The following is a 13765-nucleotide window of genomic DNA, read 5'->3' on the forward strand; positions in this document are numbered from 1 at the left end:
CAACACCCCCCTTCAACCCGCTGATCGAGAGGCCGGATTCGTGACCACTGCTGAGCACGTCGACGGTCCGGCCTCCGGTCACGGGTTGAAGCGCGTCCTGCTGAAGCTCTCGGGGGAGGTCTTCGGCGGCGGCCAGATCGGCATCGACCCCGATGTCGTCAACGGCATCGCCAAGCAGATCGCCGAGGCGGTGTCCGAGGGCGTCGAGGTCGCGATCGTGGTCGGCGGCGGCAACTTCTTCCGTGGCGCCGAGCTGAGCCAGCGCGGCATGGAGCGCTCGCGCGCCGACTACATCGGCATGCTGGGCACCGTGATGAACAGCCTCGCCCTGCAGGACTTCATCGAGAAGCAGGGCATCGAGACGCGGGTGCAGTCCGCGATCACGATGGGTCAGGTCGCCGAGCCGTACATCCCGCGGCGCGCGATTCGGCACCTCGAGAAGGGCCGCGTCGTGATCTTCGGCGCCGGCGCAGGCATGCCCTACTTCTCGACCGACACGGTCTCGGCGCAGCGCGCGCTGGAGATCAAGGCCGACGCGGTGCTGATGTCCAAGAGCGGTGTCGACGGGGTCTACTCCGCCGACCCGCGCACGGACCCCACCGCGGTCAAGTACGACAGCGTGACGTTCGAGGAGGCCCTGCGCATGGGGCTCAAGGTCGTCGACGCCGCGGCGTTCGCCTTGTGCATGGAGAACCGGCTGCCGATGATCGTGTTCGGCATGGAGGGCGAGGGCAACATTGCGCGAGTCCTGCGCGGTGAGAAGATCGGAACACTCGTGCACGCTGTCTAGGCGGGCACGCATCCAAGGAGAGCATCGTGATTGACCAGACCCTGCGTGACGCCGACAGCAAGATGGGCAAGGCTGTCGAGCACGCCCGCGACGAGTTCGCCGCGATCCGCACCGGTCGTGCGCATCCTGCGATGTTCGCGCAGATCACCGCCGAGTACTACGGCCAGCAGACCCCCCTCAACCAGCTCGCGGGCTTCCAGGTCCCCGAGCCGCGGACCGTCATCATCCAGCCCTACGACGCCGGCGCGAAGCCCGCGATCGAGAAGGCCATTCGTGAGTCCGACCTCGGCGTGAACCCCAGCGACGACGGCAAGGTCCTGCGGATCACGCTGCCCGAGCTGACCGAGGAGCGGCGCAAGGAGTACGTCAAGCTCGCCAAGTCCAAGGCCGAGGACGGCCGCATCGCGGTCCGCGGTGCGCGTCGCAACGCCAAGCAGGCGCTCGACAAGGCCGAGAAGGACTCCGAGATCAGCAAGGACGACAACACCGGCGCCGAGAAGCGCCTCGATGCGCTGACCAAGAAGCATGTCGAGGCGATCGACGAGCTGCTGAAGAACAAAGAAGCAGAGCTCCTTGAGGTCTGAGTCTCCCGAGGACACTCCTGCGGAGTCCCTCAAGACCAGCCGGGCCGGGCGCAACCTTCCTGCCTCGATCGCGGTGGGCGTCGGCCTGCTGGTGATGGTCGTGCTGTCGCTGGCCCTGGTCAAGGAGGCGTTCATCGCCGTCGTGGCGGTGGCCCTGCTGATCGGTCTGTACGAGCTCACCCGCGCGTTCTCGACCGCCGGCATCAGGCTGCCGGTCGTCCCGGTGGCCGTCGGTGGCGTCGCGATGCTCGTGGGCAGCTACTGGGGCGGCATGGAGACCGCCGCGATCGCGATGGCCCTGACCGTGATCGGCACGATGGTCTGGCGCCTGACCGAGGGTGCGGACGGCTTCGTCCGCGACGTCGGTGCGGGCATCTTCAGCCTGTCCTACCTCTTCCTGATGGGCACGTTCGTGCTGCTCATGCTGAAGGAGGACGACGGTCCGTGGCGCATCGTGGCCTTCATCATCGCGACGATCGCGTCCGACATCGGCGGCTACATCGCCGGCGTGCTGTTCGGCAAGCACCCGATGGCGCCCACGATCAGCCCGAAGAAGTCCTGGGAGGGCTTCGCCGGGTCGCTGCTGTTCGGCATCGGCACCGGCATCGCGACGGTCGTCTACGCGCTCGACGGCGACTGGTGGGTCGGGATCATCCTCGGCGTCGCCGGGGTGGTCTTCGCGACGCTGGGCGACCTGTCGGAGTCGCTGATCAAGCGCGATCTCGGCATCAAGGACATGGGTGACCTGCTCCCGGGCCACGGCGGCCTGATGGACCGGCTCGACTCCCTGATCGCGGTCGCCCCCATCGCCTGGCTGATCCTGTACAAGCTCGTCGACGTCACCTGACCCCATCCGCCGACGAGTCACGCACAACCGCTGACGAGTCGCGCACGACCGCTGACGAGTCGCGCACGGACGCTGACGAGTCGCGCACGGACGCTGACGAGTCACCTACGCGGGAGACGCGCCCCCGTACGTGACTCGTCGCCTTTCGTGCGTGACTCGCGACCGTCCGTACGCGACTCGTCAGCGGTTGCAGGTGACTCGTCGGCGTCCGTGCGTGACTCGTGGGCGAGGGTGGAGCCCGGTGGAGTGCGCGCCGAGCCGCCCGGGCACCCTTGAGGCATGTCGATCAAGGTCGCCCTGGAGCACCGCACCACGTACGAGTTCGAGCGACCGGTCGAGCTGGGTCCCCATGTCGTCCGACTGCGGCCCGCACCGCACAGCCGGACGCCGATCGAGGCGTACTCGCTGACGGTCAGCCCCGCGAATCACTTCGTCAACTGGCAGCAGGACCCGTTCGGCAACTGGTTGGCGCGCCTGGTCTTCCCCGAGAAGGTCTCGACCCTCGACATCACTGTCGGTCTGGTCGCCGACATGATGGTCGTGAACCCGTTCGACTTCTTCATCGAGGAGTATGCCGAGACGTACCCCTTCTCGTACGAGCCGTCGCTCGCGGCGGATCTCGCTCCGTACCTGCGACCGGTGGGCGAGGCGGACGCCGACGCCCCCGGCCCGCTCGTGACCGAGTTCAAGCAGACGCTCCCCGACCTGCCCGAGGACGGGATGGCCATGGTGCCGTTCCTCGTGCAGCTCAACGCGGCGGTCTATCGCGCAGTCGGCTACTCGGTGCGCATGGAGGCGGGCGTCCAGAGCCCCGACGAGACCCTGCGCCGCGGCATCGGCTCGTGCCGCGACAGCTCGTGGCTGCTGGTCTCGCTGCTGCGGCAGTACGGCCTCGCGGCCCGCTTCGTGTCGGGCTACCTCGTCCAGCTCGCCTCCGACACCGAGGCCCTCGACGGCCCGAGCGGCCCGACCGAGGACTTCACCGATCTGCACGCGTGGGCCGAGGTCTTCGTCCCGGGCGCCGGCTGGATCGGCCTGGACCCCACCTCGTCGCTGTTCGCCGGCGAGGGGCACATCCCCCTGTCGGCCACGCCGCACCCGTCGTCGGCAGCGCCGATCTCCGGCATGCTGATGGAGCGGGCGGGCGTGGACTTCTCGTTCCACAACACGGTCAGCCGCATCCACGAGGACCCCCGCGTCACGAAGCCCTACACGGACGCCGAGTGGCAGCGCATCGACGACCTGGGCGAGGCGATCGACGTACGCCTCGAGGCCGGCGACGTGCGTCTGACCCAGGGCGGTGAGCCGACGTTCGTGGGCCTGGAGGACGTGACCTCACCGCAGTGGAACACCCAGGCCGACGGACCCGCCAAGCGCGTCAAGGCCAGCGAGCTGGCCGAGCGGCTGCGCGAGGTGTACGCAGGTGGCGGCGTGGTGCATCGCGGTGAGGGCAAGTGGTATCCCGGCGAGGAGCTGCCGCGCTGGCAGATCGCCCTGCAGTGGCGCGGCGACGGCGAGAGCCTGTGGTCCGATCCCGCTCTGCTCGCCGACCCGTGGGACGAGTCCTCGGCGGAGGACGACGCCCCGGTACGCGCCGCGGCCCTCGCCGGCGAGGTCACCCGCCTGCTGGGCCTGCCGCCCGAGCAGCTCCGCGGAGCGTACGAGGACCCGCTCACCGATCTCGTCAACGACCTGCGCCGGCCCGACGGCGATCGCCCCGGCATCGATCCCCTCGCCCCGACGCCCGATCTCGCGGCGGAGCTCGACGCACAGGTGACCGAGCCGACCGGCTGGGTGCTCCCGCTGGTCACGGGGGAGGAGTGGACGAGTCCCGACTGGTCCCTTCGCCGCGGACGCATCGTGCTGCTGCCGGGCACCTCGGCGATCGGCCTGCGCCTGCCCTTGTCGTCGATCACGTGGGAGGACCCGCGTGCGTCCGGCGACGCGTCGTACGTCGAGGCCGGCCCCCGCCTCGACCCGCGCATCCCGTCCGTCCCCGTCGTCGACCCGGTCAAGGAGCCGACGACGGCTCTGACCGTCGAGGCACGCGCGGGCTTCGTGCACGTCTTCCTCCCGCCGACCGAGCGCCTCGAGGACTACGCGGACCTGCTGCACGTGATCGACACGGCCGCGACGAGGCTCGGTCAGCGAGTCGTCATCGAGGGCTACGGTCCGCCGCCAGATCCCCGCCTGACCCAGCTCGTGGTGGCCAGCGACCCCGGCGTGATCGAGGTCAACGTGCACCCGACGGCGTCGTGGTCCGAGCTGCGCGACCTCACCACGACCCTGTACGACATCGCGCGCCGGGCCCGGCTCACGACCGAGAAGTTCGACCTCGACGGCGTCCACACGGGCACCGGCGGCGGCAACCACATCACCCTCGGCGGCCACGAGGCGGCGGCATCGCCGATGCTGCGGCGTCCTGACCTGCTGGTCAGCCTCATCACGTACTGGCAACGGCACCCGTCGCTGTCGTATCTGTTCTCGGGCCGGTTCATCGGGCCCACGAGCCAGGCGCCGCGGTTCGACGAGGGCCGCCCCGAGTCGTTGTACGAGGCGGAGATCGCGTTCCAGGAGATCGACCGGCTGACCGCCGAGACCGAGGAGACCCGGCCGTGGCTGGTGGACCGCGCGCTGCGGCACCTGCTGACGGACCTCACGGGCAACACGCACCGCGCCGAGTTCTGCGTCGACAAGATGTACAGCCCGGACTCGTCCCGGGGCCGGCTCGGCCTGCTCGAGCTGCGCGGCTTCGAGATGCCGCCGCACCCGCAGATGGCACTCGTCCAAAGCCTGTTGGTGCGTTCCCTGATTGCTCGCTTCTGGGAGAAGCCATACCGAGCACCTCTGGTGCGCTGGGGCACCGCCCTGCACGAGGACTTCCTGCTGCCGCAGGGCGCGATCCGCGACATCGCCTCCGTGGTGGCCGATCTGCGCGAGCACGGCATCGACTTCGAGGCGTCCTGGCTGGACCCGTTCACGGAGTTCCGGTTCCCGCGCATCGGTGTGGCCCGCGCGGGCGACGTGGAGCTCGAGCTGCGCTCGGCGATCGAGCCGTGGCACGTCCTGGGCGAGGAGGCGACGTCCGGCGGCATGGCGCGGTACGTCGACTCGTCGGTCGAGCGCCTCCAGGTCACGGTGCGCGGCGTCCAGCCCCACCAGCACCTGGTGACCTGTCAGGGTGTTCCCGTGCCCCTGACCCCGACCGGCGTCGCCGGCGAGTACTTCGCCGGGGTCCGCTATCGCGCCTGGCAGCCGCCGTCCGCGCTGCACCCGTCGATCGGCGTGCACGCGCCGCTGAGGTTCGACGTGGTCGACGCCGGCTCGGGGGTCTCGCTCGGCGGTGCGACCTACCACGTCGTCCACCCCGGGGGCCGGGCCCACGAGCACCCGCCGATCAACGCGCGCGAGGCGGAGGCCCGCCGGTCCAGCCGGTTCGAGCCGTTCGGGCACTCCGCGGGACGGCTCGACGTCGCGGCGCTGCGGGAGGCCGGCCGCCGGGCGGCCAGCGACGAGTACCCGCACACGCTCGACCTGCGCCGCGTCACGCCGTTCCGTGGTGCCGCGCAGTGACGGCACTTCGCGACTACGCCACGACGGTCACCCAGCCGACGCTGACCGGGGGGCAGGCGAGGTACGACGAGGTGGTCGCCCCCGACGGCACGCTGCGCCCAAGCTGGCGTCTGCTGGCCGAGAGCGCGGTCCAGCTCACCGAGGCCGACCTGCGCCGCGTCGGCGGCGACATCGAGCGTTTCCTGACCAACGACGGGGTCACCTACACGTACCCCGAGCAGGAGCCCGGGCCGTGGCGGCTCGACCCCGTCCCGCTCATCGTCGACGCCGCGGAGTGGGCGCCGCTCGAGGTGGGTCTCGCGCAGCGCACCGAGCTGCTCAACGCGATCCTGGTCGACCTCTACGGCCCGCAGCGGCTGCTGTCGAGCGGGGTGCTCCCGCCCGCGCTGGTCTTCGCCCACCAGGGCTTCCTGCGCGTCTGCGCGCGGTCCTCCGCCCGCGACCCGCACCCGCTGCTCCTGGCCGCGGCCGACCTCGGGCGTACCGCGGCCGGGGAGTGGCAGGTCATCGCCGACCGCGCCCAGGCCCCGTCCGGCATCGGCTACGCGATGGAGAACCGGCGCGTCATCTCTCGGGTCCTGCCCGAGCTCTACCGCCAGGCCGGCCTGCACCGCATGGCGCCGTTCTTCCAGGCGCTGCGCTCGACCCTGATCGACTCGGCTCCCGGGCACGCGCCCAACCCCCGGGTGGTCGTGCTGTCGCCGGGCACGCACTCCGAGACCGCGTACGACCAGGCGTTCGTCGCGTCGAGCCTGGGCTTCCCGCTCGTCGAGGGCAGCGACCTGGTGATGCGCGAGGGCGCGGTCTGGATGCGGGTCTTCGGCCGGCTCGAGCGGGTCGACGTGATCCTGCGACGGGTCGATGCCGACTGGAGCGACTCGCTGGAGCTGCGCAAGGGCTCCCAGCTGGGGGTCGCCGGCCTGACCGAGGCGGTCCGCCGCGGCTCGGTGCGCGTCGTCAACGGGCTCGGCGCGGGCGTCCTGGAGAACCCGGGCCTGCTGCCGTTCATGTCCGCGATGTGCGAGCTGCTGCTGGACGAGCCGTTGCGCCTGCCGTCGGTGGCGACCCACTGGGCCGGCGACGAGCGCTCCAGGGCGTACGTGCTGGACAACCTCGACGGCCTGGTCGTGAAGGCGATCGACCACTCGGTCGATCCCACCGGGCTGTCCCGGGACCGTCTGCGCGAAGCGATCCTTGCGGAGCCGCACCGCTACGTCGGCCAGGAGATGCTCCCGCTGTCGCAGTCGCCGACCCTGGCTGCCCGCGGTGTCGAGCCGCAGGCCGTCACGCTCAGGACGTTCACGCTGCGCTACGGCTCGACCTATCGGCCGCTCGTGGGCGGCCTGGCCAACGTGTACGAGGCGGGTGAGGCCGTCTCGAGCAAGGACGTCTGGGTCCTGAAGGACCGTCCCGAGACGCCGGACCAAGGCCTGATGGACGTCATGGCGCTGACCAACGTCCGCGCGCCCGCCGCGATGATGCCGCGCGTCCTGGAGGACATGTTCTGGTTCGGGCGCTACGCCGATCGGGCCGAGGACATGCTGCGCCTGGTCCTGACGACGCACTCGCGCGCCGAGGACTTCCGCACCCGGCCGCACACCGCGGGCGGCGCGAGCCTGGCTGTGATGATGTCCGCGATCCAACGGCTGAGCGGCTCCCCGTTCGGTCCGGGCCAGCTGGACGACAACTTCCGCTCGCTGCTGCTGGACGCACACCGGCCCGGGTCCGTCGCCCAGTCGGTCAGTGCCCTGCGGGACGCGGCCCAGAGCGTCCGCGACCAGCTCTCGCCCGACACCTGGCACGCATTCGGCTGGACCGACCGCGCCGCCGCGAACCTCACGACGTACCCCTACAGCCACCAGGTCGCCGAGAGCGCGGGGCAGATGCTGACCGGCATCCTGTCGCTGCAGGGCGTCACGGCCAACATGGTGCGTGACCCGGGCTGGCACATGATCGGCACCGGCCGGGCCGTCGAGCGGGCGCTCCAGCTGTGCCACCTGCTGGGTGCCACGGCGACGACCCGGCGAGGCATCGACGTCGACCGCGAGGTCCACCAGGCCGTGCTGTCGGCGTCGGAGAGCGCGGTCACGCACCGCCGCCGATACCGGGGCTACGTGCGCCTCGCGGGCGTCCTCGAGCTGCTCCTGCTGGACGCGGACAACCCCCGCTCGCTGGCGTTCGGGATCGCCGAGATGCGTACGCACCTGGCCGGGATGCCCGAGTCGACCGGTTCGACCCGGCCCGAACGGCTGCTGGACGATCTCGCCGACGAGCTCGCCCGCGCCGAGATCGCCGCGCTGACCGCGATCGAGGGGGAGCACCGGCCCAATCTCGAGCGGTTCCTCGCGGGCTGCATCGGCCAGCTGACCCGGTTCGCGGACGCCGTGGGTGAGCTCCACTTCGCCGCCGGCCCCGTCCCGCGCTCATTCGGCTTCGCGACGGTGACCGAGTGAGCCGCCGTTACCGGATCTCGCACCGGACCACGTACTCGTACGACGACGACGTCACCGACAGCCTCGGCATCGCGTACCTCGTGCCGCGGCAGCTGCCGTGGCAGCAGGTGCTGGCTCACGATCTCGTGCTGACGCCCGCGACGCCCGACCGCACCGACGACCTGGACTACTACGGCAACACCACGACGTACTTCCAGGTGGTCGAGCCGCACCGGGTCCTCGACATCCTGGCGACGAGCGAGGTCGAGGTGACGGGGGAGGAGCACTCCGAGGAGGCGCTGGCGACCCCGTGGGAGCTCGCGCGTCCGGCCGCGCGGCCCGATGTCGGCGACGCCTGGCGGGCGCAGGACCTCGCGCTGGCCTCGCCGCTCGCCGAGCAGACCGCGGAGGCACACGCGTACGTCGCGGAGTCGCTGACGCCCGGTCGGCCCGCGGGGGAGGCGGTGGTCGAGGTCATGCGCCGCGTCCATCGCGACTTCCGCTACGACAAGACCGCGACGACCGTGTCCACGACGGTCCCCGACATCTTCGCGAAGCGGGCCGGCGTGTGCCAGGACTTCGCCCACCTCATGCTGGCGGGGCTGCGGTCCCACGGCCTCGCGGCGCGGTACGTCAGCGGCTACCTGGCGACGACACCGCCGCCGGGCAAGGAGCGGATCGTGGGCGCCGACGCGACGCACGCCTGGCTCGCGGTGTGGCTGCCCGGGGACGGCTGGCTCGCGGTCGACCCGACCAACGACCAGCTCGTCAACGACCGCTACGTGACGGTCGCGTGGGGTCGCGACTACGGCGACGTCCCTCCCGTGAAGGGGGTGATCTTCACCGAGGCCAAGACGTCGACGCTGCGGGTCGAGGTCGACGTGGCACCCGTCGAGGATGCCGAGTAGCGCCAGCGGTCGCGCTTTGGTGACGGCCTGAAACACTGGTCCGGTGAAAGCCTTCTCCTGCCGCGTGTGCGGCAACGCCCTGTACTTCGAGAACTCGGTCTGCGTCTCGTGCAAGACCAACCTCGGCTTCTCCCGCACCGAGCGGGCCATCGTCCCGGTCGACGGCAAGGGGCAGTACGTCGACGCGGACGGAAGCATCTGGCACGTCTGCAAGAACCTCAACCTGTCGGGCTGCACGTGGCTCACCGAGTTCCCCGGGGGGTTCTGCTTCTGCTGCGGGCTGACCCGCACGCGTCCGAGCGACGAGGACGTCGTGGGCCTGCGCGAGTACAAGGTCGCCGAGGAGGCCAAGCGCCGCCTGATCGTCGAGCTCGACACGCTCGGCTTCCCGATCGTGCCGCGTACCGAGGACGAGGTGAACGGGCTCGCGTTCGACCTGCTGTCCAGCGTCGAGGAGAAGGTCGTCACGGGTCACGACAGCGGCGTCATCACGCTCGACCTGGCCGAGAGCGACGACCTGCACCGCGAGAAGGTGCGGGTCAACCTCGACGAGCCCTACCGCACGATGCTGGGTCACTTCCGCCACGAGATCGGTCACTACATCGAGTGGCAGCACGTCCGGGGGGACCTCATCGGCACGGCCCGGGAGCTGTTCGGCAACGAGGAGGAGAGCTACGCCGACGCGATCGACCGGCACTACTCCGAGGGACCGCCGGCGGGGTGGGAGAAGAACTTCATCAGCATGTACGCCACGATGCACCCGTTCGAGGACTTCGCCGAGACGTTCGCGCACTACATGCACATCTGCGACACGATCGAGACCGCGTCGGCGTACGGACTGGCGACCGTCGCGAGCCCGCAGACGTTCACGTCGTTCCGTGACCTCGTGATCGGCGTGTGGATCCCGCTGAGCATCGCGCTCAACCAGATCAACCGCAGCATGGGCAAGCCGCCGCTCTACCCGTTCGTGATCCCGACGCCGGTCCTGGAGAAGCTCCAGTTCGTCGCCGACCTCCCGCGGGCCGCTCGCGCCTGACCGCCACTGGCGCACCCCGCACCGCGACTGGCGCAGAAGTCGACGACACGCCGTCTCAGTTTCTCCAGCTTGCGCCGGTCGCGGCTCGGGTTGCGCCACTCGCGGATTGGGGGGCGTTGGGGGTGGGGTGAGACAATGGCGGACGTGTCCTCTGTCAACCCCAACCCGCTTCCGCTCGTCTTCGAGCAGAAGCGCGGTCGTGCCAAGCCCCCGCGTCACCTCGCCGACCTGACCGCCGAGGAGCGTACGGCTGCCGCCGCGGCGCTCGGCGAGCCGGCGTTCCGTGTCAAGCAGGTCGCCCACCACTTCTTCGGCCGGCTCGAGCGCGACCCGGCCAACATGACCGACCTGCCGGCGGCGAGCCGCGACCGCATCGTCGCCGAGCTGCTGCCGACGCTGCTCAACCCGGTCCGCACGATGGAGGCCGACAAGGGCGCCACGGTCAAGAACCTGTGGAAGCTCTTCGACGGGGCCCTCGTCGAGTCGGTCCTGATGCGCTACTCCGAGCGGGCGACGATCTGCGTCTCCAGCCAGGCCGGCTGCGGCATGGCCTGCCCGTTCTGCGCGACCGGCCAGGGCGGCCTCCAGCGCAACATGAGCACCGCCGAGATCGTCGACCAGGTCGTCGACGCGGCCGGCAAGATGGCCCGCGGCGAGATCGCCGGCGGCCCGGGACGGCTGTCCAACGTCGTGTTCATGGGCATGGGCGAGCCGATGGCCAACTACAAGGCGGTCATCGGCGCGGTGCGGCGCATGGTCGCGCCCGCACCGGACGGCCTCGGCATGTCGGCCCGCAACATCACCGTCAGCACCGTGGGCCTGGTGCCGCGCATGAAGCAGCTCGCCGACGAGGGCATCCCCGTCACGCTCGCGCTGTCGCTGCACGCCCCCGACGACGAGCTGCGCAACGAGCTGGTCCCGATCAACACCCGCTGGTCGGTCCACGAGGCGGTCGAGGCGGCGTGGGAGTACGCCCAGAAGACCAAGCGTCGCGTGTCGATCGAGTACGCGATGATCAAGGACATCAACGACCAGGCCTGGCGCGCCGACCTGCTCGGCGACGTCCTGCAGTCGTACGGCGACTGGGGCTGGGTGCACGTCAACCTGATCCCGCTCAACCCGACGCCGGGCTCGATGTGGACCGCGTCGCGTCCCGAGGACGAGCGCGAGTTCGTCCGACGCCTCATCGCGAAGGGCATCCCGACCACGGTCCGCGACACCCGCGGCAGCGACATCGACGGGGCCTGCGGCCAGCTCGCGGCCGTCGAGGTCTAGGCGCCCGACGACCGGGGCGGTCAGCGGTAGCGCTGCTCGCCGCGGGCGGCCTTCTCGACGACGTCGCGGATGCGCGCCGCGCGGACGGCCGGCGTCTTGATGGTCGACAGCCGGAAGTAGATGCGGAACCGTTCCGCCTTGGTCAGCGACGCGAGGTACGCGGCTGCGGCCGGGTCGGCGTCGAGCGCCGCCTGGAGGTCCGGCGGCGCGGTGGCACCCTTGACGCGGTAGGCCGCGTCCCATCGGCCGTCGCCCTTGGCCCGCTCGACCTCCGCGAGTCCGCCGGGGCGCATGCGGCCCTCATCGGTCAGCCTGGCGACGTGCTCCACGTTGATCTGCGACCACGGGCTGTTGCGGCGGCGGGGCGTGAACGCCTGCAGCGTGTAGTCGTCGTCGAGCCGCTTGGACTGTCCGTCGATCCAGCCGTGGCACAGCGCGACGTCGAGCGCCTCCGACCACGTGATCCCCGGCGCTGACGAGGTCTTCTTGCGCAGCTTGAGCCGCACGCCGTCGTCGCTCGGGGCGCCCTCGAGGTAGGCCTCCCACTCGGCGAGGGTGAGGTCGAGGACCGGCTTGGCGTCAAAGCTCACCATGGGATCAGGCTAGGCCCGGGCACCGACAGGTGGCCACCATCGATACCGTGGGTGCATGATCGCCAGCACCCGCGACAAGGACGTCGTCGTCATCGAGCTGCAGCGCGAGGACCGGCGCAACGCGCTCAACCTCGAGCTGTGTGACGCCATCCGGCGTGCCGCGGACGAGGCCGTCGACGACGGCGCCCGCGTCCTGGTCATCACCGGCAAGGGCTCGGCCTTCTGCTCGGGCGCCGATCTCGGCGGCGTCTACGGCTCTGACTTCCTCACCGCGCTCTACGGGATGCTGCACCACCTCACTCAGCTGCCCGTGCCGATCATCGCGGCGGTCAACGGGCCCGCGATCGGCGCCGGCACCCAGCTGGCCATGGCCTGCGACCTGCGGGTCGTGGACGACAAGGCCAAGTTCGCGGTGCCGGTCGTCCGCAACGCGATGGCCGTCGACGCCTGGACGATCCGTACGCTCGAGAAGCTCGCCGGCACGGGCCGCGCCCGCCGCCTGCTGCTCGCGGGGGAGTCGCTGGACCGCAAGGAGGCGCTCGAGTGCGGGCTGGCCGACGCGCACGGCGCGCTGAAGTACGCGATCGCGTGGGCGCACGAGCTCGCCGCCCTCGCGCCGCTGACGATCGCGCACAACAAGCGCGTGCTCAACGACGTCTACGAGGACGACGCGGCGATCGAGAAGGGCTTCCACGCCGTCTGGGAGAGCGCGGACGTGCAGGAGGCCGCACAGGCCCGGCTCGAGAAGCGTGCCCCCGTCTTCGAGGGGCGATGATGACGAGCCTGGTCTTTCGCATCCTCGACGCCCACGTGATCCACGGGCGCGCCGACGAGATCGCGATCAGCGACGAGCGCGGCACCACGTCGTACGCCGAGCTGCTGCACGAGTCCGCGAGCATCGGTGCGGGTCTGCATCACATGGGGATCGAGGCCGGCACGTTCGTGACGGTCGACCTCCCTCCAGGCCGGGACCTCGTCGTGACGGTCCTCGCGATGGCCCGCATCGGCGCGATTCCGGCGGACTCCGCCGACTTCCGCCTGGTCGGGACACCTCCCGTGCTGCACGCGCCCGCGACCGAGGTGGCCTGGGACCTGCTCGTCAAGGCCGGCCGAGTGGAGCCCCACCCGGCGCCGGCCGACGACCCGGACGGCTACGAGGAGCTGATGCGCGCGGCGTTCGGCGACATCCTCGAGGTGCTCGAGGCCGGCAGGACGATCGGCTAGCGCACGCCCCACGCGTACGTCTGCTTCTCCAGGCGCAGGTAGACGAACGTCTCGGTCGTGACGACCCGGTCCATCGCGCTGATCTGCTCCGAGACGATGTCGAGCAGCTCGTCGTCGCTCTCGGCGACCAGCTCGGCGAGGATGTCGAAGCGTCCCGTGGTGATGACGATGTAGTCGAGCTTGTCCATCTCTGCGAGCTCGGCGGCGACCTCGCGGACCCGGCCGCTGACCTTGATGCCGATCATCGCCTGGCGGGCAAAGCCCATCTGCAACGGGTCGGTCACCGCGACGACCTGCATCACGCCGCCCTCGATGAGCTTCTGCACGCGGTGCCGGACGGCTGCCTCCGAGAGGCCCACCTCCTTCGCGATGGCCGAGTACGACAGCCGGCCGTCGTCCTGGAGCAGCTCGATGATGCGCTTCGCCGTCTCGTCGAGGGGGGTCTGGCCGCGGGCGGGAGTCGACTTGCGCTCGGTCATGCCCGACATCATGCCCCACCCGGG

The 13765-nt window shown here is 70.7% G+C and carries 12 protein-coding genes; 10 read left to right on the forward strand and 2 right to left on the reverse strand.

Translation table 11 applies throughout. From position 1 onward, the window contains the following. The first annotated feature begins 40 nt into the window (after positions 1-40). The 8 genes from pyrH (at position 41) to rlmN (ending at position 11445) form a co-directional block, all read left to right on the forward strand. Positions 41-790, forward strand: a complete 750-nt coding sequence (gene pyrH / locus GEV27_RS06880; RefSeq protein ID WP_309222082.1) for a UMP kinase — start codon at positions 41-43, stop codon at positions 788-790. A gap of 62 nt (positions 791-852) precedes the next feature. Then, complete coding sequence (gene frr / locus GEV27_RS06885) at positions 853-1374, forward strand: ribosome recycling factor (RefSeq protein ID WP_153911136.1); 522 nt, start codon at positions 853-855, stop codon at positions 1372-1374. Beyond that, entirely contained in the window at positions 1364-2221 is an 858-nt protein-coding gene (locus GEV27_RS06890; RefSeq protein ID WP_153933745.1) for a phosphatidate cytidylyltransferase, read from the forward strand. The genes frr and GEV27_RS06890 overlap by 11 nt, the downstream gene beginning before the upstream one ends. A 279-nt stretch (positions 2222-2500) precedes the next feature. Further along, a complete protein-coding gene (locus tag GEV27_RS06895; RefSeq protein WP_153933746.1) occupies positions 2501-5794 on the forward strand; it encodes a DUF2126 domain-containing protein in 3294 nt (1097 codons plus the stop codon). Further along, positions 5791-8247 carry a circularly permuted type 2 ATP-grasp protein gene (locus GEV27_RS06900; RefSeq protein ID WP_309222083.1) on the forward strand — a complete coding sequence of 819 codons (2457 nt, stop codon included), beginning with the start codon at positions 5791-5793 and terminating at the stop codon, positions 8245-8247. Before GEV27_RS06895 ends, GEV27_RS06900 begins: the two co-directional genes overlap by 4 nt. Then, positions 8244-9134 (forward strand): transglutaminase family protein, encoded by an 891-nt coding sequence (locus GEV27_RS18235; RefSeq protein WP_309222084.1) that lies wholly within the window; start codon positions 8244-8246, stop codon positions 9132-9134. The genes GEV27_RS06900 and GEV27_RS18235 overlap by 4 nt, the downstream gene beginning before the upstream one ends. A gap of 43 nt (positions 9135-9177) precedes the next feature. Continuing rightward, positions 9178-10170, forward strand: a complete 993-nt coding sequence (locus tag GEV27_RS06910; protein WP_153653233.1) for a putative zinc-binding metallopeptidase — start codon at positions 9178-9180, stop codon at positions 10168-10170. A gap of 135 nt (positions 10171-10305) precedes the next feature. After that, positions 10306-11445: a 23S rRNA (adenine(2503)-C(2))-methyltransferase RlmN gene (rlmN, locus tag GEV27_RS06915; protein WP_153933747.1), complete on the forward strand. Its 1140-nt coding sequence runs from the start codon at positions 10306-10308 to the stop codon at positions 11443-11445. A gap of 20 nt (positions 11446-11465) precedes the next feature. On the opposite strand, the gene GEV27_RS06920 is transcribed toward rlmN, so the two are convergent. Next, a complete protein-coding gene (locus tag GEV27_RS06920; RefSeq protein WP_153933748.1) occupies positions 11466-12038 on the reverse strand; it encodes a YdeI family protein in 573 nt (190 codons plus the stop codon). Positions 12039-12093: 55 nt separating this feature from the next. Between GEV27_RS06920 and GEV27_RS06925 the strand changes: the two genes are divergently transcribed. Next, a complete protein-coding gene (locus tag GEV27_RS06925) occupies positions 12094-12813 on the forward strand; it encodes an enoyl-CoA hydratase (protein ID WP_153933749.1) in 720 nt (239 codons plus the stop codon). Next, positions 12813-13262 carry an AMP-binding protein gene (locus GEV27_RS06930; protein ID WP_194839836.1) on the forward strand — a complete coding sequence of 150 codons (450 nt, stop codon included), beginning with the start codon at positions 12813-12815 and terminating at the stop codon, positions 13260-13262. Before GEV27_RS06925 ends, GEV27_RS06930 begins: the two co-directional genes overlap by 1 nt. On the opposite strand, the gene GEV27_RS06935 is transcribed toward GEV27_RS06930, so the two are convergent. Beyond that, the gene (locus GEV27_RS06935; protein ID WP_153653228.1) at positions 13259-13741 is read right to left on the reverse strand and encodes an Lrp/AsnC family transcriptional regulator; all 483 of its coding nucleotides are present in this window, start codon (positions 13739-13741) and stop codon (positions 13259-13261) included. The two genes, GEV27_RS06930 and GEV27_RS06935, sit on opposite strands and share 4 nt — an antisense overlap. Positions 13742-13765: the final 24 nt, after the last annotated feature.

Origin of the sequence: Aeromicrobium sp. S22, from assembly GCF_009661045.1 — a bacterium.
Lineage (GTDB): Bacteria > Actinomycetota > Actinomycetes > Propionibacteriales > Nocardioidaceae > Aeromicrobium > Aeromicrobium yanjiei.

What these genes read in the sequence shown, in the direction of transcription:
- frr (WP_153911136.1), top strand. Translation starts at nt 853, where the DNA reads ATGGGCAAGGCTGTCGAGCACGCCCGCGACGAGTTCGCCGCGATCCGC.
- GEV27_RS06895 (WP_153933746.1), top strand. Translation starts at nt 2,501, where the DNA reads ATGTCGATCAAGGTCGCCCTGGAGCACCGCACCACGTACGAGTTCGAG.
- rlmN (WP_153933747.1), top strand. Translation starts at nt 10,306, where the DNA reads ATGGCGGACGTGTCCTCTGTCAACCCCAACCCGCTTCCGCTCGTCTTC.
- GEV27_RS06920 (WP_153933748.1), bottom strand. Translation starts at nt 12,038, where the DNA reads ATGGTGAGCTTTGACGCCAAGCCGGTCCTCGACCTCACCCTCGCCGAG.
- GEV27_RS06925 (WP_153933749.1), top strand. Translation starts at nt 12,094, where the DNA reads ATGATCGCCAGCACCCGCGACAAGGACGTCGTCGTCATCGAGCTGCAG.
- GEV27_RS06930 (WP_194839836.1), top strand. Translation starts at nt 12,813, where the DNA reads ATGACGAGCCTGGTCTTTCGCATCCTCGACGCCCACGTGATCCACGGG.
- GEV27_RS06935 (WP_153653228.1), bottom strand. Translation starts at nt 13,741, where the DNA reads ATGACCGAGCGCAAGTCGACTCCCGCCCGCGGCCAGACCCCCCTCGAC.